This window comes from Frankia gtarii, from assembly GCF_025403375.1.
In the GTDB taxonomy this organism is placed as follows: domain Bacteria; phylum Actinomycetota; class Actinomycetes; order Frankiales; family Frankiaceae; genus Frankia; species Frankia gtarii.
Genome location: NZ_JAMPTM010000106.1, coordinates 1 through 20,736, shown reverse-complemented (window position 1 = coordinate 20,736; position 20,736 = coordinate 1). Strand labels below are relative to the sequence as shown.

Here is a 20,736-nt window from a genome sequence, read left to right as displayed (position 1 = left end):
GATCTGCGACACGTCCGGTCGCCGTCCGTAGGCGCCGGCGTCCGACCGACGTCAGTTGCTGTCAGGTACTCCGCACCCCGCGGCGGATATGGCAGGTTGTGGACGGATCGTGAACCCCCGGCCACGCATAACCTGGCGGTTGGCCGCGCGGGTGGCGCCGTCCGATCGGACGCTGCGCACCGCCGCCTGCCGCAACGGCGTGGATCTGGGCACGGGGGGATCTCGATGAGTGCTGTCACGATGCTGCCCAAAGGCGCGAACGTCGGCGTTCCCACCGGGGTGGTCCGGGCGGTGGTGCGCTCCGGCTCGGCGCTGCCCCTCGACGTCTGCGCGGTGCTGCTGACCGGCGCCGGAACGGTCCGCTCGGACGACGACTTCGTCTTCTTCAACCAGCCACGGCATCGCAGCGGGGCCGTCGAGGTCGCCGCCGACGACGACGGCGGGACGCTGACCGTGGCACTCGCGGCGGTCGAACCGGACATCACCTCGGTGGTGCTCGCCGGCTCCGTCGACGACGGCACGTTCGCCGGCCTCGGCGGGCTGCTCATCCAGGTCGTCGACGACGCGGGCAGGCTCGTCGCGGAGTTCCGCCCGGACTCGACCGAGCCGGTGGCCACGATGGTCTTCGGTGAGCTGTACCGGCGCGGGACCGGCTGGAAGTTCCGCGCGGTCGGTCAGGGGTGGAGCAGCGGGCTCGCCGGGCTCGCCCGCAGCTACGGCATCTCCGTCGACGAACCCGACGAACCCGAATCCGTCCTCCCGGCGTCCACGGTTCCCCGGCCGGCACCGGTTCCCGACCCGGGACCCGCGCGGCCCGCGGACTGGTACCCCGACCCGGAGGCGCCCGGACGCCTGCGCTGGTGGGACGGCGCGACCTGGACGACTCACAGCCGGCCGCCGCTGGTCGACACCGCGACGGCATGCGGCCGGTGCGGGGACCGGAAACGCCGCCGCCCGTTCGCCGGCCGCCCGGCGCCGTGCGCCACCTGCGACGAGGAGATCCGCCGGCTGCTGTGGGACTGGCAGCACAAGGTCACGCAGGTCATCGGCGCGACCCCCGGCATCCCCGGCGCGCCTGGGCCGGCGGCCGTGGAGGCGCTGTGGGCGGAGCTGAGGTTCCACGCCGTGCCGCGGGCTGCGGGCGAGGCGGTCTTCCGCTCCGCCGGGCTCGGCCATCTTCAGCGCATCGTGACCTTCGCCTTCGGCGACGGGGTCATCGAGGACAGCGAGGTCGCGTTCTTCGAAAATGAGGCGCGCCGGCTGGGCCTGCACGATCCGGCCGTCGAGGAGATGCGCCGCCGGCTGCGCCGGGGGCTGGAGCTCTCCCGGATCCGCGGCGGCCAGCTCCCCCGGGTGCAGTCCGCCACGCTGCACCTCGAGCTCGACGAGTTCGTCCACCTGGACGTCGGGACGGTCCAGGTCCGCCAACTTGCCAGCGGTCCCCGGGAGACCCCGGGACGGCTCGTCGCCAGCAGCCGCAAGCTGCGCTTCCTCGGCCGGACCGGCGGCGGCAACGAGATCGCCTGGCAGAAGATCGTCGAGGTGACGGCGGGTCATGCCAGCGTGGACATCTCCGCGACGACGAGCCGGGGCGGTGGCAGGTACCGGGTCGACGATCCGGACTATGTCGCCGCGGTGCTGTCCGGTGCGCTACGGGTGGCCCGGCGCCTGGTGATCGCACCCGGGGCCCGAGACAGCCGCGCCGTCCCCCAGGCGGTGAAGGCCGAGGTCTGGCAGCGCGACGGCGGCGCCTGCGTCCAGTGCCGGGCCACCGAATACCTGGAGTTCGACCACATCATCCCGCACAGCCGCGGCGGCGCGACGAGCGTGACCAATCTCCAGCTCCTGTGCCGCCGCTGCAACCAGGAAAAAGGCGCCCGGATCTGACAGCCCGGACGACGTCGGAATCGGCCCACGGACCGGCCGGACCCGCCAACCGTCGTGGTCTCCGCCGGGGGCGCCGGTCACTCGTTGCGAACGGACTCCGGCCCGGTGATCCGCCGCAGCAGCGGCAGGGTCGAGGCGATGACGGCGAGGGACGCGGCGAGCCCGCCGACGACAAGCAGGTAGTACCCGACTCCGGGTGGTTGGAGGGTCTCGTACAGCTGGCCGCGGAGGAACAGGTGGGCACAGAGCAGGCCGGCACCGACCGACACCGCGGCGGTGACCAGCAACGGGACGGCGGTCTCAACAATGATCACGTGGCGGAGCAGCCCGAGCGGGGCGCCGGTGAGCCGGAGCAGGCTGAACGGTCGTCTGCGTTCGGCCAGCCCGCCCGCGACGCTGACAGCCAGGCTGCACCCGGCGATGGGCAGGCTGCTGAGAATCACCACGGCGGCCAGCCGCCGGTAGTTGTCGAGGTCTCTCGAGACGTAGGCCTTGATCTCGCTGATCGTCTGCGGCGGGAGGCCCCGAGGCAGGTCCCGGACCAGAATGGTCCGCGCGCGTTCGATCGCGACCGTCGATCCGTTCGTCTCGACGGCGACCGTGTCGATCGGGAGGGTCCGCAGTCGCGTGGCGGAGACGTCGGCGGCCGGCCAGGTGGTGCCGGACATCGATGACGTGTCGACGACTCCGCCGCCGAAGGCGGGGTCCATCGCCACGGTGTCCGCGCCGGCCGGGCACCGACCCAGCGCCGGGGTGGCCCGCAGCTCGTCGCAGGCGACCAGGAAGGGGCCGCGGTCAGCATCGTGCTCGGAGCCGTCGTGGACCACCGTCACCCCGGCGACGCCGGATATCGAGGTCAGCCTGGCCGTTGTTCCGGCGAGGATCGTGGTCGGCCTGACCCGCTCATGTGGCCCCCAGTAGCGGTCGACCACGGTAGCGGCGGAGGCACTCGTCTCGGCGGTACTGCCGCCGTTGTAGGCGAGGATCGTGGTGATCACCGCGACCGCCCCGGTCCCCACGAACACCGCGAGGACGAGCCCGCTGATCGCGCGGAAGCAGGCCTGCGGGTTGTCGGCGAGTCGCCGCGCGGCGATGAGGGTGGCGGGCCGCCGGGCACGCCAGACCATCAGCCGGGAACCGACCATGGTCAGCCACGGCCCGGCGATGACCAGCCCGGTCATGACGAGGAGCACCCCGGTCAGGAACGCGATGGCCTCGGTTCCGGTTCCGGTGCCGCTGGTGGCACCGATGTCGTGGACGTAGGCGAAGGAGCCCAGCTCGCCGAGGCCGGCCAGCAGCGGGATCACCCGCCAGGCGCGGGGCGGCCGTGGGGTGGTCCGCCGGCTGACCCCGAGCGGAGAGGTGTTCACCCGGCGCAGCGCGACGCGGGCAGCCACCGCGGCCGCGACCGGGATGCCGAGCACGACGAGCAGCACGTTGGCCGGGCTCAGGGAGAGATCGCTGGTGAAGAAGGGCGAGCCGGTGAAGGGGATCGTCGCCAGCACCGGGCGCAGCGCGAAGAAGAGGGCGAAGCCGAGCGCGACCCCGGCGACGGCGGCGACGCTCGACTCGACGGTGGACAGCACGGAGATCTGCCGAGGGGTCGCCCCGATCAGGCGCATCGCGGCAAACCGCTGCTCGCGGCGCGCGGCGGACAGCCGGGTCGCACCGCCGATGAAGATCAGCACCGGGAACAGCAGCGCGGCGACCACCACCGACAGGATGAGCGTGATCCCGTTGGCGTTGATCCCGATTCCGAGCACGCACTCGCCGACGCAGCTGCTGGGCGCCGTGGTGCTGATGCCGAACACCTGCCGGGCGTCCTCCCGATGGGACAGCTCGGCGACCGGGCCGCCGATGACGATGATCAGGGAGTTCGGCGCCGGCAGCGCCGCGGACCCGATCGTCCCGACCTGCCGACCAGGGAAGCGGGCATCGAGCTGGATGTCCGGGGTGTCCCGCAGCAGTTTCGCCAATGCCGGCGACGCGTAGAACTGCCCTGGCGCGGGCAGCCTGGCGAGGCCCGGTGGGACGGGCGAGTCCGGGCCGGTGGCGGCGACGTCGAGCCGTGCGATCTGCCGACCCTGGTAGTAGTCGGCGCGCAGGAGCCACCACAACGGATCCCGGGCGGCCCTCGCGGCCCTGGCGGCGGCCGAGCCCGTCACCTTGGTCGACGTCGTCGACGCGGCCGAGTCGGCGGACGCGATCGACCCGGTGGCCGCGGCCGGGGCGTTCGAGCCGGGGTAAGCAGTCTCCAGCCAGGCGAAACGGCTGTTCTGGTGGTTCACGGCGTTGATGCCGGCGAGGGCGGTGAGCAGCAGGGTCACCCCGATGGCGACCGCGATCGCGATGAGGGTCAGGCGGGCGACGGCCTCCCGCCCGCCTGAGATCGTCAGCCGCAGTCCGAGGCGGATCACGCGGGGGTCCGAGCGGTGAAGGCCACCGCGCCGTCCCGAACGATGATCTCGTGGTCGGCGTAGGCGGCCACCCGCGGATCGTGGGTGACCAGCACGACGGTCGTCTGATGATCGCGAGCCGAGGCGACCAGCAGCTCCATGACCTGCTCCCCGGCGAGCGAGTCCAACGATCCGGTCGGCTCGTCGGCAAACAGCACCGACGGGCGTCCGACGAGGCCGCGGGCCAGCGCGATGCGCTGGGCCTGCCCACCGGAGAGCTCCCCGCAGCGGCGCCCCTGCAGACCGTCCAGGTCCAGCCGATCGAACCAGCTCCGGGCCCTCTCCAGCGCCTCGGCCCGGCGCACGCCGGCCAGCAGCAGTGGCAGCGCGACGTTCTCCTCGGCGCTCAGTTCCGGGACGAGCTGCCCGAACTGGAACACGAATCCGAACTGGTCGCGGCGCAGGGCGCTGCGTTCGCCCTCGGACATGGTGTCGATGCGGCGACCGGCGAAGTGAACCTCTCCCGAGTTCGGGGTGAGGATGCCGGCCAGGCAGTGCAGCAGTGTCGACTTGCCCGATCCGCTCGGCCCCATCACGGCCAGGATCTCGCCGCTGGCCACGGACATGGTGGCGGCGCGCAACGCGGGTGTCTGCCCGAAGAGGACAGACACCTCCCGCGCCTCGAGCAGGCCCCGGGCCTGGTCGCCCCCGGCGGTGGACGGCGCCGGGTTCACCGGCCGACCTCCCTGGCAAGCGCGTCGAGCCGGGCGGTGGTCAGATCGATCCAGCGCAGATCGGCCTCGAGGTGGAACAGCCCGTGATCGGCCAGCAGCGCGTCGACCAGGCTGCCGCCCCGACGCAACTCGGTCAGCTCCCGCATCCGCCGCATGTGCTCGGCGCGCTGGGTGTCCAGGTAACGCTCGGCCGGTCGCCCGGACATCAGCGCCAGGACGACCTTCACGAACAGCACCGTCTGCAGGTGCGGCTCGGCGGCCACCGGCTCGGTCAGCCAGGTCTCGATCTCGCTGACGCCCTGCTCGGTGATGACGTACCGCTTGCGATCGGGGCCGGCACCCGGCTCCGCCTCGGCCGCGACCACGCTGCCGTCGCGGGCGAGGCGGGACAGCGTCGCGTAGACCTGGCCGAAGGGCAGCGGCTTGCCCCGCCCGAAGAAGGTGTCGTACTCGCGCTTGAGGTCGTATCCATGGCTCGGCTCACGCTCGAGTAGCCCCAGCAGGGTCAACGGAACACTCATACTCACGGAGTATACATCGAGTGTATACCTGCGAATAGTAGTACCGCAGCAACGCGACCCGGGGGCTCGGAGGCGGCCACCGGTCCGAGCCCGGACCGCGGGCCGCCAAGCGCGGCCCGCCGGTGGGCGTCAGCGCATCATCAGGGTGCCGCCGTCGACCGGGAAGATCTGGCCGGTCATGAAGCGGGCGCCGTCGCTGGCGAGGAAGGCGAGCACGGGGACGAAGTCGCGCTGGACGTCGCCGAGCTTCCCACCGATCGGGATCTGCCGCTGGAGGTCGGCGTCGTGCGCGGCGAGCTGCTCGGCGGTCATCGAGGCGCGGGTCCGCTCGTACATCGGCGTCGCGATCGCGGGGGCGATCGCGTTCACGGTGATGCCGTGGCCGGCCCATTCGACGGCGACGGTGCGGGTCCAGGCGACGACGGCGCCCTTGCTCGCGGCGTAGGCGGCCTTGTTCGGGTAGCCGATCACGCCGGCGGCGGAGGCGAAGTTGATGATCTGGCCGCCGTGCTCCCGCAGGTGCGTGAACGCGGCCTGGTTGGTGAGCAGGGTGCCGGTGGCGTTGACCGCGAGAATCTTGTTCCAGTGGTCGAGGGAAAGCTCGGCGGCCGGCGCGGCGGGCGCGATGCCCGCGGCGTGGATGAGGACGTCCAGGCCGCCGAGGTGCGCGACGGCCTTCGCCACCGCGGTGTCGACCGAGTCCTTGTCGGTGACGTCGCACGGCACGAAGCGGGCCCCGGCCTGCGCGGCGATCCGCTCGCCCGGGTCGGTGGTGATGTCGAGGGAGACGACCTCCGCGCCGAGGCCGGGCAGCGTCTGCACGAGCCCCGCGCCCATGCCGCTGGCCCCGCCTGTGATCACGATGCGCCGTGCGTCAAGCCTTACCGCTGCCATGAGACCGTCTCCCGCGTCCGTCCTGAGCCGTCGTCCGGTCACGCGGCCGCCTGGTCCGACGCACAGCCCGGCCAGCGACACATCCCGGACGTTTCCTCTGGACGCTACTCCGTGCACCGATACGCCCGCACACCTCGGACGCCCCCGGACGCAGGTGACGGCCGCCTCCCCGGGCCCGGCGGGTCGGCGGCCCGGCGGGTCAGGGGTCAGGGGGTCAGGGGCGCTCGCGCCCGCCTGCGGCGAGCTGGGCGAAGTAGTGGGCGAACATCTTGGTGCCCCCGGCGGCCTGGATCCAGTCGTAGTGCTCGTTCGGCGCGTGGTAGCCGTGGCTGGGCAGGCTGAGGCCGAGCAGGATCACGGGAGCCTTCAGATAGCGGTCCATGGTGAGCACCGAGCCGATCGAGCCGCCCTCGCGGACGAACGCGGGGGTGACGCCGAAGGCGTATTCGACGGCGGCGCGGGCGGCGTCGGCATGCGGGCCGGTGTGGGGGCCGAGGTAGGCGGGCAGGGCGGCTTCGAGCTCGACGCGGGCGTCGGGATGGCGGCGCTGGATGAAGTCGCGAACCAGTTCGAACACGGCGTGCGGTTCCTGGTGGGGGACGATGCGGGAACTGAGTTTCACCCCGGCGCGCGGCGGGATGACGGTCTTCACCCCCGGGCCGGTGTAGCCGCCGGTGAAGCCGTGCACCTCGAACGTCGGTTCACCCATGATCCGCGCGAGGACGGAGCGGATGTCGGTGGTGCGCATCGAGGTCAGGCCGTGCATCGCCATGAACGCGGCGACGTCGAAGCCGGACGCGACGAAGCTGTCGATCTCGACGTCGGTCACCGGGACGACGGCGTCGGCGAAGCCGGGGATGAGGACGCGCCCGGTCGCCGGATCCAGGCATTCGGCGACGATCTGGGCGAGTTCGGCCAGCGGGTTGCGGGCCGGGCCGCCGGTGAGGCCGGAGTGGGTGTCGTTGGTGCCGGTCTCGATGGTCACCTCGAAGGTGACCAGGCCGCGCAGGCCGTAGTCGATGGCGGGCCGGTCGGCGGCGATCCAGACCGTGTCGGAGACGAGGACGGAGTCGGTGGCCAGCCGCGGCAGCTCCTGGCGGACGAAGGCCTCGAAGTTGGGGCTGCCGATCTCCTCCTCCAGTTCCCAGACGAAGGCGATGTTGACCGGCAGCTCGCGGGCGATCACGTACTGGGCGGCCTGCAACGCGGTGAGGGCGGGGCCCTTGTCGTCGGTGCTGCCGCGACCGGTGTAACGGTCCCCGGAGATGGTCAGGCGGAACGGCTCGGTGTCCCACTGCGCCGGGTCGGCGGGCTGGACGTCGAGATGGTTGTAGATCGTGACGGTGGGACAGTCGGGACCGGCGATGTGCTCGCCGTGGACGACGGGATTGCCGGGCGTGGGCACGATCCGGGCGGCGAGGCCGGCGTCCGTCAGCAGCGTCGCGGCGAGGTCGGCCGTGCGCCCGATGTCGGGCTGGTGGGCGGGATCGGCGCTGACGCCGGGAATCCCGACGAGGCGGGTGAGCCGATCGGTGAACTCGGGGCGGCGGGCAGCGAGGTAGTCATCGAGCTGAGCGAGAACGTCGGCCACGACGTGGATCGTACGTACACCGCGAGGTTCGGCCGGATGCCGCGCGGTTCGTGGGCGATCCGCGCAGATGGGCCGACCCCGGTGCGGGTTGATGGCCGCCGGCGGGGCACGGGACCAGGATGCGTGTCGCCATCGTCGGAGCATCCGGCAACATCGGTTTTCATCTGGTCCGCGAGCTGGAGGCCGACCCTCGGGTCGAGGAGATCGTCGCGATCGCCCGCCGCCCGCCGCCCGGTCCGCGCCGCGGCAAGATCCGCTGGCTGGCGCTCGACATCTCCCGCCCCGGGGCCTTCGGTGAGCTGGAGAAGGCGTTCCGCGGCTGCGTGTCGGTCGTGCACCTGGCCTGGCTGATCCAGCCCGAGCGGGCGGCGGTCGTCACGGAGGCCACCAACGTCGCGGGCAGCGAACGCGTGTTCGCGGCGGCGCTGGCCACCGGGGTCCCGACGCTCGTGTACGCGTCGTCAGTTGGCGCCTACCGCCCTCGGGAGTCCGACCGGCCGGTCAGCGAGAACTGGCCGACCACGGGGATCGAGACGTCGCCGTACAGCGTCCAGAAGGCCACCGTGGAACGTCTGCTGGACAGCCTCGAAGCCGATCATCCGGGGATCAGGGTGGCCCGGCTGCGTCCGGCGATCGTGCTGTCCGCCGCCGCCGCGCAGTCTCAGGCCCGGTACTTCCTCGGCCCGCTGGCGCCGCCGGGCCTGCTGCGCCTCCTCGGCGCCGGCGAGGGTCGGCTGCCGGTCGTCCCCACCGTGCGCGGGTTGACGTTCCAGGTGGTGCACTCCCGCGATGCCGCCGCCGCCTTCGCGGCCGCCGCCACCGGTACGCAGGCCCGCGGCGCCTACAACATCGCCGTGAACCCGCCGATCACCCCGCAGACGCTGCCCGACATGCTCGGCGGGCGCGGTGTCGCACTGCCGCCGGCGCTGGTGCGTGCCGCGGTCGGCGCCGCCTACCGGGCCCGGCTGGCACCGGTCAGCCCCGGCTGGATCGACCTCGCCCGCGGCGTGCCGATCATGGATACGGGCCGGGCTCGCCGGGAGCTCGACTGGGCCCCCTCCGTCGAAACCGGCACGATCCTGCGTGAATGGCTCGTCGGCGTCAGCACGGGCCGGGGCGACGAGACGCCGGTCCTGCGGGGCGCCGCCGGCTGGCTCGATCACGCCCGCGGCGCCCGCCGGGCCCTGTCCGGCCGCAGCGGCGGCAGGATCTGAGGCCCGCCTGCCACCCGGACGCGCGGCCGGGGGGCGGCGGTCTGGGTGGCAGGCGGGGTCCACCTGTGGCGCGGCTACCTGCGGCGCAGGGTGTCGCGGGCCCGGTCGACCAGTGACGCGAACGGGCCGACCGCCCACTGGGCGAGGGGGGAACCCACCGTGCTCGGGTGGGGGTGGGTCGGCGCCAGGCTCTCGACCGCGCGTAGCTGCCTGCCGAGCTTGCGCCGCTCGTCCGCGTTGGTGGCCGCCCGCACCGCCGAGAACTCCTCGAGTTCCTCGCGCGCGGCGTGATCGGACACCGCCTGTTCGAGTGCCGCGATCTGCCGCTCGAAGTCCGGGCCGGTGACGTCCAGCTTCTCGAGTCCGGACAGGGCCTTCGCCGCCTGCTCCTCCTCGCGGTTGCGGGCCTTCACGACGTCGGGGCCGGCCGACCGGCGCGACACCGGCCGCAGGACCATCTCCTCGCCCGTCTCGTGCACGGCGAGTAGCTTCCGCAGCTCGTCGAACGCCTTCCTGCGGTGCTCGCCACGCTGCTCACGAACCTCCGTGAACAGCTCGCGGATCCGCGCGTGCTGCGCGAGCAGAATTCCCACGATGTCGTCCTCGGGCAGCTTCGCCGCCTGCGCGCGCTCCCGCTCCGCCAGCTTGCTCGCCATGCCAGGCCTCCGTCTCGCTCCGGGATGAGCCGACCGTCGTCGTCCGGGATGGACCAGGGCCACCCCGGTGGCCGCCGGCCGGCGACCATCGCGGCCGGCCCGGCCAGGGCCGACGGGTCAGCGCTACCCGATCCCGCGGGCACAACACGCACCCGCCCGGCACGAGTGACGGCGGCGCAGCGACGACCGCCCCTTGCGCAGCTCCGGTAATTGTGACGTACTTGTCAGAAAGTCGGGATTTCTGCCCGGAGTGAACCGGCCGTCGTCCCCGAGGAGGATCACATGCTGCCCGCCAACGCCCAGATCGTCTCAGTAGACGATCACGTGATCGAGCACCCACGCGTCTGGCTCGATCGCATGCCCGCGAAGTACCAGGACGTCTGCCCGCGCATCGAACGCGCCGAGGACGGCAACGACTGGTGGATCTACGAGGGCCGCCGCGCCGGCAACTTCGCCCTCAACGCGGTCGCCGGCAAGAGCCCGAAGGACTACGGTCTGGACCCCCGCAGCTACGACGACATGTTACCGGGCTGCTACCGCATCTCCGACCGGCTGCGGGACATGGACGAGGAAGGTATCCACGCGCAGCTCTGTTTCCCGAACTTCGCCGGCTTCGCCGGTAGCGTCCTCGCCGCCTCGCAGGACCTGGCGCTGGCCACCGAGACCGTGCGGGCGTACAACGACTTCATCCTCGACGAGTGGTGCGCCGCCGCGCCCGACCGGCAGATCCCGCTGATGATGGTGCCCTACTGGGACGTCGAGGCCGCCGCCGCCGAGATCCGGCGGACCGCCGCCAAGGGCGCGCGCAGCATCACCTTCCCCGAACTGCCCGACCGCCTCGGCCTGCCGTCCTGGCACACCACCCACTGGGACCCGGTGCTCGCCGCCGCCAGCGAGACCGGCCTGCCGATCTGCCTGCACTTCGGCTCCGGCGGGTCGCCGCAGTGCTCCCCCGAGGCGGCCACGACCAACTTCACCGTCGCGATCTCGTTGTTCGGCCTGAACTCCATGTCGGCGACCTCCGAGCTGCTGCTCTCCCCCGTCTTCCACCGCTTCCCGCAGATCAAGATCGCGCTGTCCGAGGGCGGCATCGGCTGGATGCCGTACATGCTCGAGCGCATCGACTACGTGTGGGAGCGTCACCGCTGGTACAACGACGTCAACACCGAGGTGCGGCCCAGCGAGCTGTTCCGCGACCACATCTACGGGTGCTTCATCGTCGACGAGGCCGGCATCGAGGCACGCCACCGCATCGGCGTCGACAACATCATGTTCGAAAGTGACTACCCGCACTCCGACAGCAACTGGCCGAACACCCGCAAGCTGCTCGCCGAGGCGCTGATCAACGTCCCCGACGACGAGGCCCTGCGGATGGTCGAGACCAACGCGCGGACGCTCTACAACTTCCCCCGCACCTCCTGACGTCCCCCCGCACCTCCTGACGGTTCGCCCCGGGGCGGGCCGGCGGTGACGGACGTTGGCCCGCTGCCGCCGGCCCCCTGTTCTCCTCTCACTCCCCGTCGTGCGTATTTCCTCGTCGCGCGTCTCCTTCGTCGCGCGTCTCCTTCGTCGTGCGCAGCCTCCCGCCCGGTGCGGCGACTGGCACCATTGCCCCCTGACAATGCGTGGGACCGGCCACAGCGGGCCGCTCCGCCCGCCAGCCGCGCCGAAAGGTCCTGGCCACGCTCCTGGCGTCGACGGCGTGAAGGACGTCCCACCGCGGTGGGCCAGGGGCCGGACGTATCCGGGATGTCTGTCCGCGCGGCGAGGGAAATCGGCTTGCGAGTTTCGTGTCGACGACGGCAACGTGCGCGCCGCGCCCCGGTGACGCACGCTGCCGGCCCGGCCATCGATTCCTCCCGCGCGGTTCGCGGCACCAGGAGATAAGGCGAACCGATGAGCAGGAAGATGTTCTCCAACCAGGAGATCAGCGACTTCGTCGACGAGTTCCGAGCCAATGGCGGCCGGCCCGCGGGCCAGTACGCGGGATACACGCTGCTGCTGCTGACCAGCGGCGTGGAGGCCGACGGGACGTCGCACGTGAGCCCGCTGAACTTCTACGCCGACGCCGACCGGTACTTCGTCTACGCCGTCAACCCCGGCGTTGACGAGCACCCGCGCTGGCTGCACGACCTGCGCGCCGACCCGCAGGCCACCATCGAGGTCGAGGGCCGGACGTTGCGGGTCACCGCCGAGGAGATCCACGGAGCAAAGCGCGACGAGATGTACGCCCGCCAGGCCGCCCGCTACCCGCAGTTCACCGAGCATCAGGCGGCCGTGACCCGCCTCATCCCCGTCGTCGAACTCGTGCCCAACGCCAGTTCCTGATCAACGGCGTACTCCCCACCCGCGCGCCGGGGGCACGCCCCCCGGCCGCAACTCCGACGATCATGGTGTTCCGCGGAACCGGACCAGCATTCGCTTCGGAATCACTCGGCTAGTGGCTCGCGGCGAGCAGGACGGCACCCAGGACGAACACGGCCGACGACAACGCGTAGCGAGCGACGAACTGCCAGCTGCGGGCGGTGTGTCCCGACGCGGCGGTGATCGAGCGCAGCTCCACATACGGTCCGGGCGCGCGCAGGAACCAGCCGGTGACCAGCACCTCCTCGTCCACAAAGGCGTCGGCCCCGGTCAGTCCGAAGAAGGTCCGCGCGCCGGGGAACGGCTGGAGGTAGACGATCGGGATGATGCCGCTGTCGTCGGCGAGGACGAAGTCCGGGGAGGCGACGTAGCCGCCCCGCCCGACGATCCGGCCCCGCAGGCTGACGGGCATGGCGCCGACCGGTCCGGCGTCGAGGCGTTCGAGCAGGCTCGCGGCCTCGTCCACCGGTTCGGGCGCGCCCAGCGGGCTGCGCAGCGCCGCGCGGACGACCAGCAGCAGGCCGCCGGCGGCGACCAGCGCCGCGACCGTCCGCGGGCCACCGAGGTCCGGGTCGTGGCGGACCGCCGTGACGGCCGCGAGCAGGCACGCCCAGCCACCGAGGTGGACCGGGAGCTCGATCAGGAAACGGCCCCACGCCGCGGACCGCTCCCCCGGGCGCGGCGCCGCGGCGGCACGCAGCGCCGCCCAGTGCGTCGGGGCGCCCGGCAGGCCGCTGCGTTCGAGGGCGGCGATGCGGTGCACGACGAGTGGATGGGTGGCGAACAGTTCCTGCCAGCGGGCCCACGGGCTGGTGTTCTCCCAGCGCATCGCCGCGGCCACCCGCTCGGGCGGCAGTCCCGGGCCGAGCAGTCCCGGGCCGAGCAGTCCCGGGCCGAGCAGTCCCGCGGCGGGCAGTCCGCCCGGTCCGGCGATCCCCAGCGCGCCGGTCGAACGCATCCGCCCGGCTCGGCGGGCGAGGCGGCGGGCTTCGCGGTTGTCGTCGTCCGCACGCAACGCGGCGATCCGTGCGGCCCGCTCGCGGCCCACCTCGTCGACGCCGTAGGCGATGCGGACCAGCGCGGAGCACAGCGCGTCGCCGTCCCCGGTGGCGCGGCAGGAGGCGTGGTCGGCGCCGCGTTCCCGCGCGCGGGCGAAGCCGAGCAGCGCCAGCCGCGAGACGAGGTAGGCGACGAAGGCCAGCAGCCGGTTGACGTCGTTGTCGCCCGACCGGTCGGCGCCGCGCCCGCCGGCCGTCGCGTAGTAGAAGACCATCGGGATCAGGCTGGCCACGGTCATCACGGCGACGTCCCGGTGCGCGACGTGGCCGAGCTCGTGCGCCACGACCGCCTCGACCTCGCGCTCGTCGAGACGGTCCAGCAGCCCGCGGGAGACCCACACCCGGCTGTCGCGGCGGGTGCGGCCGAAGGTGAACGCGTTCGGTTCGCCGTCGTCGACGATGCCGAGGCGGACCAGGGGCAGGCCGGCGGCCTGGCACTGCCGCGCGACGATCGCGGCCACGGGCTCGTCGCCGCGGTACCCGTCGGCGGTGCGGGCGAGCTCCGTCGCCGGCACGAGCCAGGTGATGATCCACGGCGCAACCAGGTACTGGACGGCGACGATGGCCGCCCCGCCCGCCATCGCCCAGGTGAAGGGCACCGGCGAGAGCACAGCCACCAGCCAGCAGGCCAGGACCAGGATGCCACCCAGAACGCACAGCACGGCCAGTAGCCGACGCCGAACATACCCCTGCACGAGAATTCCCCGTCCCCTCCGAGATCGGCCAGAAAGCCGAAACCGCTCCCAATGGTAGGGACATCGGGAAGAGAAGGGCGTCGTTCACACACGCTCCTCACATGCGCGGTGTGGTGTTCTGCAGGCGGTTCCCTCGTCGGGCTCCGCCGCGGCAGACCAGGCACCGCGGCGACGTCAGGCCAGCCGTGTCCCTGTTCCCTTCCCGGAAAGAGCCCTCGATGCGGTCGAAGTCCCACCGGCGGATCCGTGGCCGTGAACCCGTCGCCGCCAAGGTCCCCGAGATCACGGCCCTGTTCTGGGTCATCAAAGTTCTCACCACCGGGATGGGGGAGGCCACCGCGGACTTTCTCGCCGGGGTGAACCTGGTGCTCGCGGCGGCCATCGGCGTGTTCGGCTTCGCCGGGGCGCTCTGGCTGCAGTTGCGGACCCAGCGTTACCAGGCGCCCGTCTACTGGTTCGCCGTGGTGATGCTCGCCGTCTTCGGCACGATGGCCGCGGACGGGCCGCCGATCGGCCACCTCGGCTCGGCGATCTTCTACGCCCTCGTCCTCGCCGCCGTGCTGTACCGGTGGCGCCGCAGCGAGGGCACGCTGTCGATCCACAGCATCGTCACCAGCCGCCGGGAGACGTACTACTGGGCCACCGTGCTCGCGACCTTCGCCCTCGGCACCGCCCTCGGGGACGTGACGGCGAGCACGCTGCACCTGGGCTTCCTGCCGTCCGGTCTGATGTTCGCGGCGATCATCGCCGTGCCGGCGATCGCCCGGTGGCGGTTCGGGCTGGGTGAGGTCGCCGCGTTCTGGCTGGCCTACATCGTCACCCGCCCGCTCGGCGCCTCGTTCGCCGACTGGCTCGGCAAGCCGCACGACCGCAGCGGGGTCGGCCTCGGCGACGGGGTCGTCAGCGCCGCCGCCACCGTCGTGATCGTGGCGCTCGTCGGCTACGTCACGATCACCCGCCGGGACATCCAACGCGGCGGCGAGCTTCCGCCCGCGGTCATCGCGCAGCCCATGCAGCGGGACGCCCCGCAGGGCCGCGCGCTGCGGTAGTACGGTCCCGCGCGGTGATGGTTCGGCTTCACGCTCTTCACATCATCGTCCCGGCAAGGTGGGTGACGGTGGATCGCCGCCCAGGTGAGAGGGGCCTGTCGTGTCCAGCGACGTCGCGCTGAACATTCTCGATCCGTCGTCGATCGTGTCATCCGTCGGCCTGCTCGGCCTGATGGTCGTCATCTTCGCGGAGACGGGACTGTTCGTCGGATTCTTCCTGCCGGGCGATTCGCTGCTGTTTCTCGCCGGCGCCTTCTGCGCGGGCGACGCGGCGGCGGCCGGGCCTCATCTGCACCTGCCCACCGTGCTGCTCGGTGCCTGCGTCGCGGCGGTCGCGGGCGCGCAGACCGGATATCTCATCGGCCGCCGCGCCGGGCCGCGGCTGTTCGACCGGCCGAACTCCCGGCTCTTCCGGCAGGAATACGTCGAGCGGGCCCGCGGGGTCCTCGACAGGTACGGATTCGGGAAGGCCGTCGTGCTCGCCCGGTTCGTACCGGTCGTCCGGACGTTCCTGAACCCGCTGGCCGGCGTCGTGCGGATGCCGGTGCGGGTGTTCACGACCTTCAACCTGATCGGTGGTCTGTTGTGGGCCGCCGGGGTGACACTGCTCGGCTACGCGCTGGGGCGGACCATCCCCATCGAGCGCTACATGATCCCGATCTCCCTGGCGATCGTGCTGCTCTCGGCCATACCAGTGCTGCGCGAATACCTCGCCCACCGACGGGCGCGCACCGGGCAGGCGCCGGGGGAGGCCGCATCGTCCTCACCTGAGCGGTGATCTAACATGCTGCCGGTCAGGCTCGGTCCCCACGCGGCAGCGAGCGACGCAGCCGGGTCGGGAACGCTCGCCGTCCCGCCCGGCCTCCCACCGTGCGGGCGTGCCGCCGCACCCGGACCACCAAGGACATCCATCACGTGAGCGCGATCAGCGTCGGGCAGGCCGTCGTCCTCGGCATCGTCGAGGGACTGACCGAGTTCCTCCCGATCTCCTCCACCGGCCACCTCAAGATCACCGAGGGGCTGATGAACATCGAGGTGGACGACAAGGCCGTCGTCGGCTTCACCGCCGTCATCCAGGTCGGCGCGATCGCGGCGGTCCTCGTCTACTTCTTCGCCGACATCCGCCGCTTCGTCACCGCCTGGGGCCGCGGCCTGGTCAACCCGGCGGCGCGGCAGAACCACGACTACACCTTCACCTGGTGGGTCATCTACGCGACGATCCCCGTCGTCCTCGTCGGACTGGCCGCCAAACCACTCATCGACGGGCCGCTCGCCTCGCTGTGGGTCGTCGCCGCGTCCCTGCTCGCCGGCAGTGCGCTGATGTGGTACGCCGACCAGCACGGCCGGCACAAACGCGGCGAGGACGACATCTCCCTGCCCGACGCCATGATCGTCGGAACGTCGCAGATCCTCGCTCTGCTCTTCCCGGGCTTCTCGCGATCCGGCGCGACGATCTCCACCGGGCTCCTGCGCGACCTCGACCGGGTCGGCGCCACCCGGTTGTCGTTCTTCCTGTCCATCCCGGCGCTGACCGGTGCCGGACTGTACGAGCTGAAGGACGCCGTCGGCGGCGGTGTCTCGGCACTGCCCCTCGCGGTGGGCACCGTGGTCTCCTTCGTCGTCGCGTACGCCTCCATCGCGTGGCTGCTCAAGTACGTCGCCCGGCACAACTTCAACGCCTTCATCCTCTACCGCATCGCCCTCGCCGGCGTTCTCGCCGGGCTGCTCGTCAGCGGGGCGATCGACGCCTGACCCCGGCCGGGATGATTTCCGGCCGGGGTACCGGGTAGGACGCCGCCACGATCAGCCGCACACGAAACGGGTGAGGTGACGTGACGTGATCGAGTCGGGTGCCAACGTCGAGCGCATGCGTCACTTCGTCGAGCAGGTGCAGGGCCAGGGCAGGGCCGATCTCGTCGCGGAGCTGGTGCACGCCGACTTCCGCAATCACACCGCGGGCCCGACGCAGAGCCCCGACCGAGACGGTGTGCGCACCGCCACCGAGGCTCTGCATGCGGCGTTCTCCGATTTCCAGGTCGAGCTTCTCCACTGCATCGGCGAGGGAGACCTCGTCTCCACCCACAAGATTTTCCGCGGCCGACACACCGGCGAATGGTTCGGCGTGCCCCCGTCCGGTAAGCCGGTCGAATTCGTCGTCATGGACCTCACCCGCTACCGGGACGGGCTGATGTTCGAACACTGGTCCCTCGCCGACGCGCTGACGCTGCTGCAACAGACCGGCGCGCTCGGCTGATTCCGTCCGGCGCCGCGGATGCGCCGGCGAAAAACCGGATGCGGCTGCATTCCTGCCTCATGCCCGGTGGCGGTTCGGGGCCGCGAAGCGCCTACCTCCCGCCCACGCCAATGGGCGGTGGATGGAAACCTGCGTTCCGCTGACACCTGGGCATCCCACCTCTTCGAGGGCTCGGTCGTCGGCCACCGTAATTGCCGATCCACCCCCGTCCCGGCGACAACGGCCAGGCCGGCAACCTCATTTCTACACGACGTAGAAGGTGGGCCGCGCAACAATTCACGCCCCACAGTCAACCCAAGGTGATTATCGCCACGATCCAAGTGGCGGTGGGCGGTGGAAAATCGATCGCAGAGGCGGCCACAGCGTGGATGCGGACTCCGGGAATGCGCCGGAGCCCACCCAGAGCGAAGTAGGTGAGCGGAGACGGATCGTGACCACCGACGGCGCCCGACCCGGGCCTGCCGGCGAACCGGAGCACCCCGGGCCGGACCGCACGCCGTGACGCCGGCCCAGGCCCAGGCCCAGGCCGAGACGCACCGGCACCGGCCGCCAGCACCGCCGCGGTCGGCATGATCGTGGCTGCCCGCCACCGCCTCCCCGAGGTGGGAATCAGCCCCCCGGTGTAGCCCGGCCGCCACCGAGGTTTCCGCCGGGTCCGCCTCGGTCACCACCACCGCGCCGCCTGCGCCGCGCAGGCCTGCGGACCGACGCGTTCGACAACCGCGTGGCCGGCCCTGCCCCCGCCGGCGGCGCGACCGGCCCGCCACCGTCCGCGACGCTGACCCGATCGGCCCACGTAGCCCAGCCCCGGCGGTGCGTGGCCCGGCACCGCGACGCGGGGCACTCGGGCGGGCCCACCCGGGGCGGGGCGGCTCGAGGCAGCCCGGCCCGGGCAGCCCAGCCCGGGCAGGCCGCCGTCACCCCCATTCCACCACCGAGTCCCGAAGGTGGGCCATGACCGTCCTCGACGACAGCACCGCACCCGACCTCGTCGGGCCACCGAACTCCCACGGCCCGCGCCGTGACCCCGCGCCCTTACTGCCCGACCCCGAGCCGGTGCGCATCCTCGGCACACCGGCGGCGAAGACGTTCGACGCCGAGCTGCAGCGCGAGCTGTACCGCCGGCTGGTCCTCGGCCGCCGTTTCAACCAGCAGGCCACGACGTTGACCCGGCAAGGCCGGCTCGCCGTGTACCCGGCGTCCACCGGCCAGGAGGCCTGCCAGATCACCGCGTCGATGGTGCTGCGGAAGCAGGACTGGCTGTTCCCGAGCTACCGCGACACCCTCGCGGTGGTCGCCCGGGGCGTCCGGCCGTTGGACGCGCTGACGCTGATGCGCGGGCACGCCCACAGCGGCTACGACTCCTACGAGCACCGGATCGCGCCGCTGTCGACGCCGCTGGCCACCCAGGCGCCCCACGCGGTGGGCCTGGCCCACGCCGCCCGTCTGCGCGCGGCGGCGGATCCCGAGGCGGCCGAGGAGCTGGTCGCGCTCGCCCTGGTCGGTGACGGCGGCACCAGCGAGGGCGACTTCCACGAGGCGCTGAACTTCGCCGGGGTGCTGGGCGCGCCGGTGGTGTTCCTGGTCCAGAACAACGGCTACGCGATCTCCGTGCCGCTGGCCAGCCAGTCCGCGGCGCCGACGCTCGCCCACAAGGCGGTCGGCTACGGCATCGTCGGCCGTCTGGTCGACGGCAACGACGCGCTGGCGATGCACAGCGTCCTGTCCGCGGCGGTCGAACACGCCCGGTCGGGACGCGGGCCGGTGCTCGTCGAGGCCATCACCTACCGGTTGGACGCGCACACCAACGCCGACGACGCGACCCGCTACCGCAGCGCGGCCGAAGTCGACGCCTGGCGGGCCCGCGACCCGTTGACGCTGCTGGAACGGCATCTACGCGCCGCCGGGCTGCTCGACGACGCGGGTGTGGCCGCCACCGCTCGGGCGGCCGAGGAGCTCGCCACCGAGATCCGCACCCAGTTCGACAACCCGCCGGATCCCGACCCCGACTCCCTGTTCACCCACGTCTACGCCACGCCGACCAGCCAGCTGCGCGAGCAGGCCGCGGAGCTCGCGGCACGCCTCGACGCGGACGCCGACGCCGCCGCCGACGACGCCGAGGACGAGGCCCGATGAGCACGACCATGGTGGCGGCCCTCAACACGGCGCTGCGCGACTCGATGCGCGCGGACGCCAACGTCCACGTCCTCGGCGAGGACGTCGGCGCGCTCGGCGGGGTGTTCCGGGTCACCGACGGGCTGGCCGCCGAGTTCGGGGCGCAGCGCTGCCTGGACACACCGCTGGCCGAGGCGGGCATCCTCGGCACCGCCGTCGGCATGGCGATGTACGGGCTGCGGCCGGTCGTGGAGATGCAGTTCGACGCCTTCGCCTATCCGGCGTTCGAGCAGGTCTTCTCGCACGTGGCGAAGATGCGTAACCGCACGGGCGGGCGGATGGGCCTGCCGATCACCATCCGGGTGCCCTATGGCGGCGGCGTCGGCGGCGTGGAGCATCACAGCGACTCCAGCGAGGCGTACTACGCGCATACCCCCGGCCTGCACGTCGTCACCCCGGCCACCGTCGCCGACAGCTACGGGCTGCTGCGTTCGGCGATCGCCTCCGACGACCCCGTGGTCTTCCTGGAACCGAAGCGGCTCTACTGGTCGGCAGCAGACTTCTCGCCGGCCGAAATCTCGACGGCCGCCCAGGTGCCGCCGATCGGCCGGGCCATGGTGCGCCGACCGGGCACCTCCGCGACCCTGCTGACCTACGGCCCGTCGCTGCCCGTCTGCCTGGAGGCGGCGGCCGCCGCGCGGTCGGAAGGCTGGGATCTCGCGGTCGTCGACCTGCGCTCGCTGGTGCCGTTCGACGACGAGACGGTCTGCGCGGCGGTGCGCGCCACCGGCCGCGCCGTCGTCGTCCACGAGGCCGCGGGCTTCGCCGGCGTCGGCGCGGAGATCGCCGCCCGGGTCACCGAGCGGTGCTTCCACCATCTCGCCGCGCCCGTGCTGCGGGTCACCGGCTACGACATCCCCTATCCCCCACCCATGCTCGAAAAGCACCACCTGCCCAGCGTCGACCGCATCCTCGACGCCGTCGCCCGACTCCAGTGGGAGCAGTGAGCCCGTGGCCGCGGTACGCGCCTTCGCCCTTCCCGATCTCGGCGAGGGTCTGACCTCCGCCGAAGTGGTCCGCTGGTTCGTCGACGTCGGGGACGTCATCACCGTCGACCAGCCCGTCGCCGAGGTGGAGACGGCCAAGGCCGTCGTCGAGGTCCCCTGCCCCTACGCCGGGGTCGTCACCTCACTGGCCGGCCCCGCCGGCACCGGCGTCCCCGTCGGCGCCGCGCTGATCACGGTCGCCGTCGACGAGCCGGCACCGGTCGCCTCGGCCGCCGGTTCCGGTTCTGGCTCGGGGTCGGGG

Annotated in this window: 18 protein-coding genes; 11 read left to right on the top strand and 7 right to left on the bottom strand. The window is 72.3% G+C overall.

Translation table 11 applies throughout. The features are described from left to right. Window positions 1-225: 225 nt before the first annotated feature. Window positions 226-1,887, top strand: a complete 1,662-nt coding sequence (locus NBZ83_RS16615; protein WP_261575337.1) for a TerD family protein — start codon at window positions 226-228, stop codon at window positions 1,885-1,887. 77 nt (window positions 1,888-1,964) lie between these two features. Here NBZ83_RS16615 and NBZ83_RS16610 read toward each other — a convergent pair whose 3' ends face one another. The 5 genes from NBZ83_RS16610 to NBZ83_RS16590 form a co-directional block, all read right to left on the bottom strand. After that, window positions 1,965-4,304, bottom strand: a complete 2,340-nt coding sequence (locus tag NBZ83_RS16610; RefSeq protein ID WP_261575336.1) for an FtsX-like permease family protein — start codon at window positions 4,302-4,304, stop codon at window positions 1,965-1,967. Next, a complete protein-coding gene (locus NBZ83_RS16605; RefSeq protein ID WP_261566863.1) occupies window positions 4,301-5,017 on the bottom strand; it encodes an ABC transporter ATP-binding protein in 717 nt (238 codons plus the stop codon). Before NBZ83_RS16605 ends, NBZ83_RS16610 begins: the two co-directional genes overlap by 4 nt. After that, window positions 5,014-5,538 (bottom strand): PadR family transcriptional regulator, encoded by a 525-nt coding sequence (locus NBZ83_RS16600; RefSeq protein ID WP_261566867.1) that lies wholly within the window; start codon window positions 5,536-5,538, stop codon window positions 5,014-5,016. Before NBZ83_RS16600 ends, NBZ83_RS16605 begins: the two co-directional genes overlap by 4 nt. 129 nt (window positions 5,539-5,667) lie before the next feature. Further along, a complete protein-coding gene (locus tag NBZ83_RS16595; RefSeq protein ID WP_261566862.1) occupies window positions 5,668-6,432 on the bottom strand; it encodes an SDR family NAD(P)-dependent oxidoreductase in 765 nt (254 codons plus the stop codon). Between the two features lie 214 nt (window positions 6,433-6,646). Then, on the bottom strand, window positions 6,647-8,023 hold the full coding sequence (locus NBZ83_RS16590) for a M20/M25/M40 family metallo-hydrolase (protein ID WP_261566861.1): 1,377 nt from the start codon (window positions 8,021-8,023) through the stop codon (window positions 6,647-6,649). Window positions 8,024-8,142: 119 nt separating this feature from the next. Between NBZ83_RS16590 and NBZ83_RS16585 the strand changes: the two genes are divergently transcribed. Then, window positions 8,143-9,237 carry an NAD-dependent epimerase/dehydratase family protein gene (locus tag NBZ83_RS16585; RefSeq protein ID WP_261566860.1) on the top strand — a complete coding sequence of 365 codons (1,095 nt, stop codon included), beginning with the start codon at window positions 8,143-8,145 and terminating at the stop codon, window positions 9,235-9,237. A gap of 74 nt (window positions 9,238-9,311) precedes the next feature. Here the strand turns inward: NBZ83_RS16585 and NBZ83_RS16580 are convergent, their stop codons facing one another. Further along, window positions 9,312-9,893 (bottom strand): hemerythrin domain-containing protein, encoded by a 582-nt coding sequence (locus tag NBZ83_RS16580; RefSeq protein WP_261566859.1) that lies wholly within the window; start codon window positions 9,891-9,893, stop codon window positions 9,312-9,314. A gap of 282 nt (window positions 9,894-10,175) precedes the next feature. On the opposite strand from NBZ83_RS16580, the gene NBZ83_RS16575 reads away from it, so the two are divergent. Together NBZ83_RS16575 and NBZ83_RS16570 are read left to right on the top strand one after the other, a co-directional pair. Continuing rightward, window positions 10,176-11,315 (top strand): amidohydrolase family protein, encoded by a 1,140-nt coding sequence (locus tag NBZ83_RS16575; protein ID WP_261575335.1) that lies wholly within the window; start codon window positions 10,176-10,178, stop codon window positions 11,313-11,315. A gap of 474 nt (window positions 11,316-11,789) precedes the next feature. Continuing rightward, a complete protein-coding gene (locus NBZ83_RS16570) occupies window positions 11,790-12,221 on the top strand; it encodes a nitroreductase/quinone reductase family protein (RefSeq protein WP_261566857.1) in 432 nt (143 codons plus the stop codon). A 109-nt stretch (window positions 12,222-12,330) separates the two neighbouring features. Here the strand turns inward: NBZ83_RS16570 and NBZ83_RS16565 are convergent, their stop codons facing one another. Next, the gene (locus NBZ83_RS16565) at window positions 12,331-14,010 is read right to left on the bottom strand and encodes a zinc metalloprotease HtpX (RefSeq protein WP_261566856.1); all 1,680 of its coding nucleotides are present in this window, start codon (window positions 14,008-14,010) and stop codon (window positions 12,331-12,333) included. Window positions 14,011-14,228: 218 nt separating this feature from the next. Here NBZ83_RS16565 and NBZ83_RS16560 point away from each other — a divergent pair, with 218 nt between their 5' ends. From NBZ83_RS16560 to NBZ83_RS16530, 7 genes are all read left to right on the top strand, one after another. Further along, complete coding sequence (locus tag NBZ83_RS16560) at window positions 14,229-15,059, top strand: COG4705 family protein (RefSeq protein ID WP_261566855.1); 831 nt, start codon at window positions 14,229-14,231, stop codon at window positions 15,057-15,059. A gap of 100 nt (window positions 15,060-15,159) precedes the next feature. Then, entirely contained in the window at window positions 15,160-15,837 is a 678-nt protein-coding gene (locus NBZ83_RS16555) for a DedA family protein (RefSeq protein WP_261566854.1), read from the top strand. A 137-nt stretch (window positions 15,838-15,974) separates the two neighbouring features. Then, the gene (locus tag NBZ83_RS16550) at window positions 15,975-16,811 is read left to right on the top strand and encodes an undecaprenyl-diphosphate phosphatase (RefSeq protein ID WP_261566853.1); all 837 of its coding nucleotides are present in this window, start codon (window positions 15,975-15,977) and stop codon (window positions 16,809-16,811) included. 85 nt (window positions 16,812-16,896) lie between these two features. After that, window positions 16,897-17,313: an ester cyclase gene (locus NBZ83_RS16545; RefSeq protein ID WP_261566852.1), complete on the top strand. Its 417-nt coding sequence runs from the start codon at window positions 16,897-16,899 to the stop codon at window positions 17,311-17,313. Between the two features lie 954 nt (window positions 17,314-18,267). Then, window positions 18,268-19,449 (top strand): thiamine pyrophosphate-dependent enzyme, encoded by a 1,182-nt coding sequence (locus NBZ83_RS16540; RefSeq protein ID WP_261566851.1) that lies wholly within the window; start codon window positions 18,268-18,270, stop codon window positions 19,447-19,449. Then, entirely contained in the window at window positions 19,446-20,435 is a 990-nt protein-coding gene (locus tag NBZ83_RS16535; protein WP_261566850.1) for an alpha-ketoacid dehydrogenase subunit beta, read from the top strand. Before NBZ83_RS16540 ends, NBZ83_RS16535 begins: the two co-directional genes overlap by 4 nt. A gap of 4 nt (window positions 20,436-20,439) precedes the next feature. Next, the coding region (locus tag NBZ83_RS16530) for a biotin/lipoyl-containing protein (RefSeq protein WP_308203802.1) at window positions 20,440-20,736 on the top strand (297 nt) is incomplete at its 3' end.

What these genes read in the sequence shown, in the direction of transcription:
- NBZ83_RS16615 (WP_261575337.1), top strand. Translation starts at nt 226, where the DNA reads ATGAGTGCTGTCACGATGCTGCCCAAAGGCGCGAACGTCGGCGTTCCC.
- NBZ83_RS16600 (WP_261566867.1), bottom strand. Translation starts at nt 5,538, where the DNA reads ATGAGTGTTCCGTTGACCCTGCTGGGGCTACTCGAGCGTGAGCCGAGC.
- NBZ83_RS16595 (WP_261566862.1), bottom strand. Translation starts at nt 6,432, where the DNA reads ATGGCAGCGGTAAGGCTTGACGCACGGCGCATCGTGATCACAGGCGGG.
- NBZ83_RS16585 (WP_261566860.1), top strand. Translation starts at nt 8,143, where the DNA reads ATGCGTGTCGCCATCGTCGGAGCATCCGGCAACATCGGTTTTCATCTG.
- NBZ83_RS16580 (WP_261566859.1), bottom strand. Translation starts at nt 9,893, where the DNA reads ATGGCGAGCAAGCTGGCGGAGCGGGAGCGCGCGCAGGCGGCGAAGCTG.
- NBZ83_RS16575 (WP_261575335.1), top strand. Translation starts at nt 10,176, where the DNA reads ATGCTGCCCGCCAACGCCCAGATCGTCTCAGTAGACGATCACGTGATC.
- NBZ83_RS16570 (WP_261566857.1), top strand. Translation starts at nt 11,790, where the DNA reads ATGAGCAGGAAGATGTTCTCCAACCAGGAGATCAGCGACTTCGTCGAC.
- NBZ83_RS16560 (WP_261566855.1), top strand. Translation starts at nt 14,229, where the DNA reads ATGCGGTCGAAGTCCCACCGGCGGATCCGTGGCCGTGAACCCGTCGCC.
- NBZ83_RS16540 (WP_261566851.1), top strand. Translation starts at nt 18,268, where the DNA reads ATGACCGTCCTCGACGACAGCACCGCACCCGACCTCGTCGGGCCACCG.
- NBZ83_RS16535 (WP_261566850.1), top strand. Translation starts at nt 19,446, where the DNA reads ATGAGCACGACCATGGTGGCGGCCCTCAACACGGCGCTGCGCGACTCG.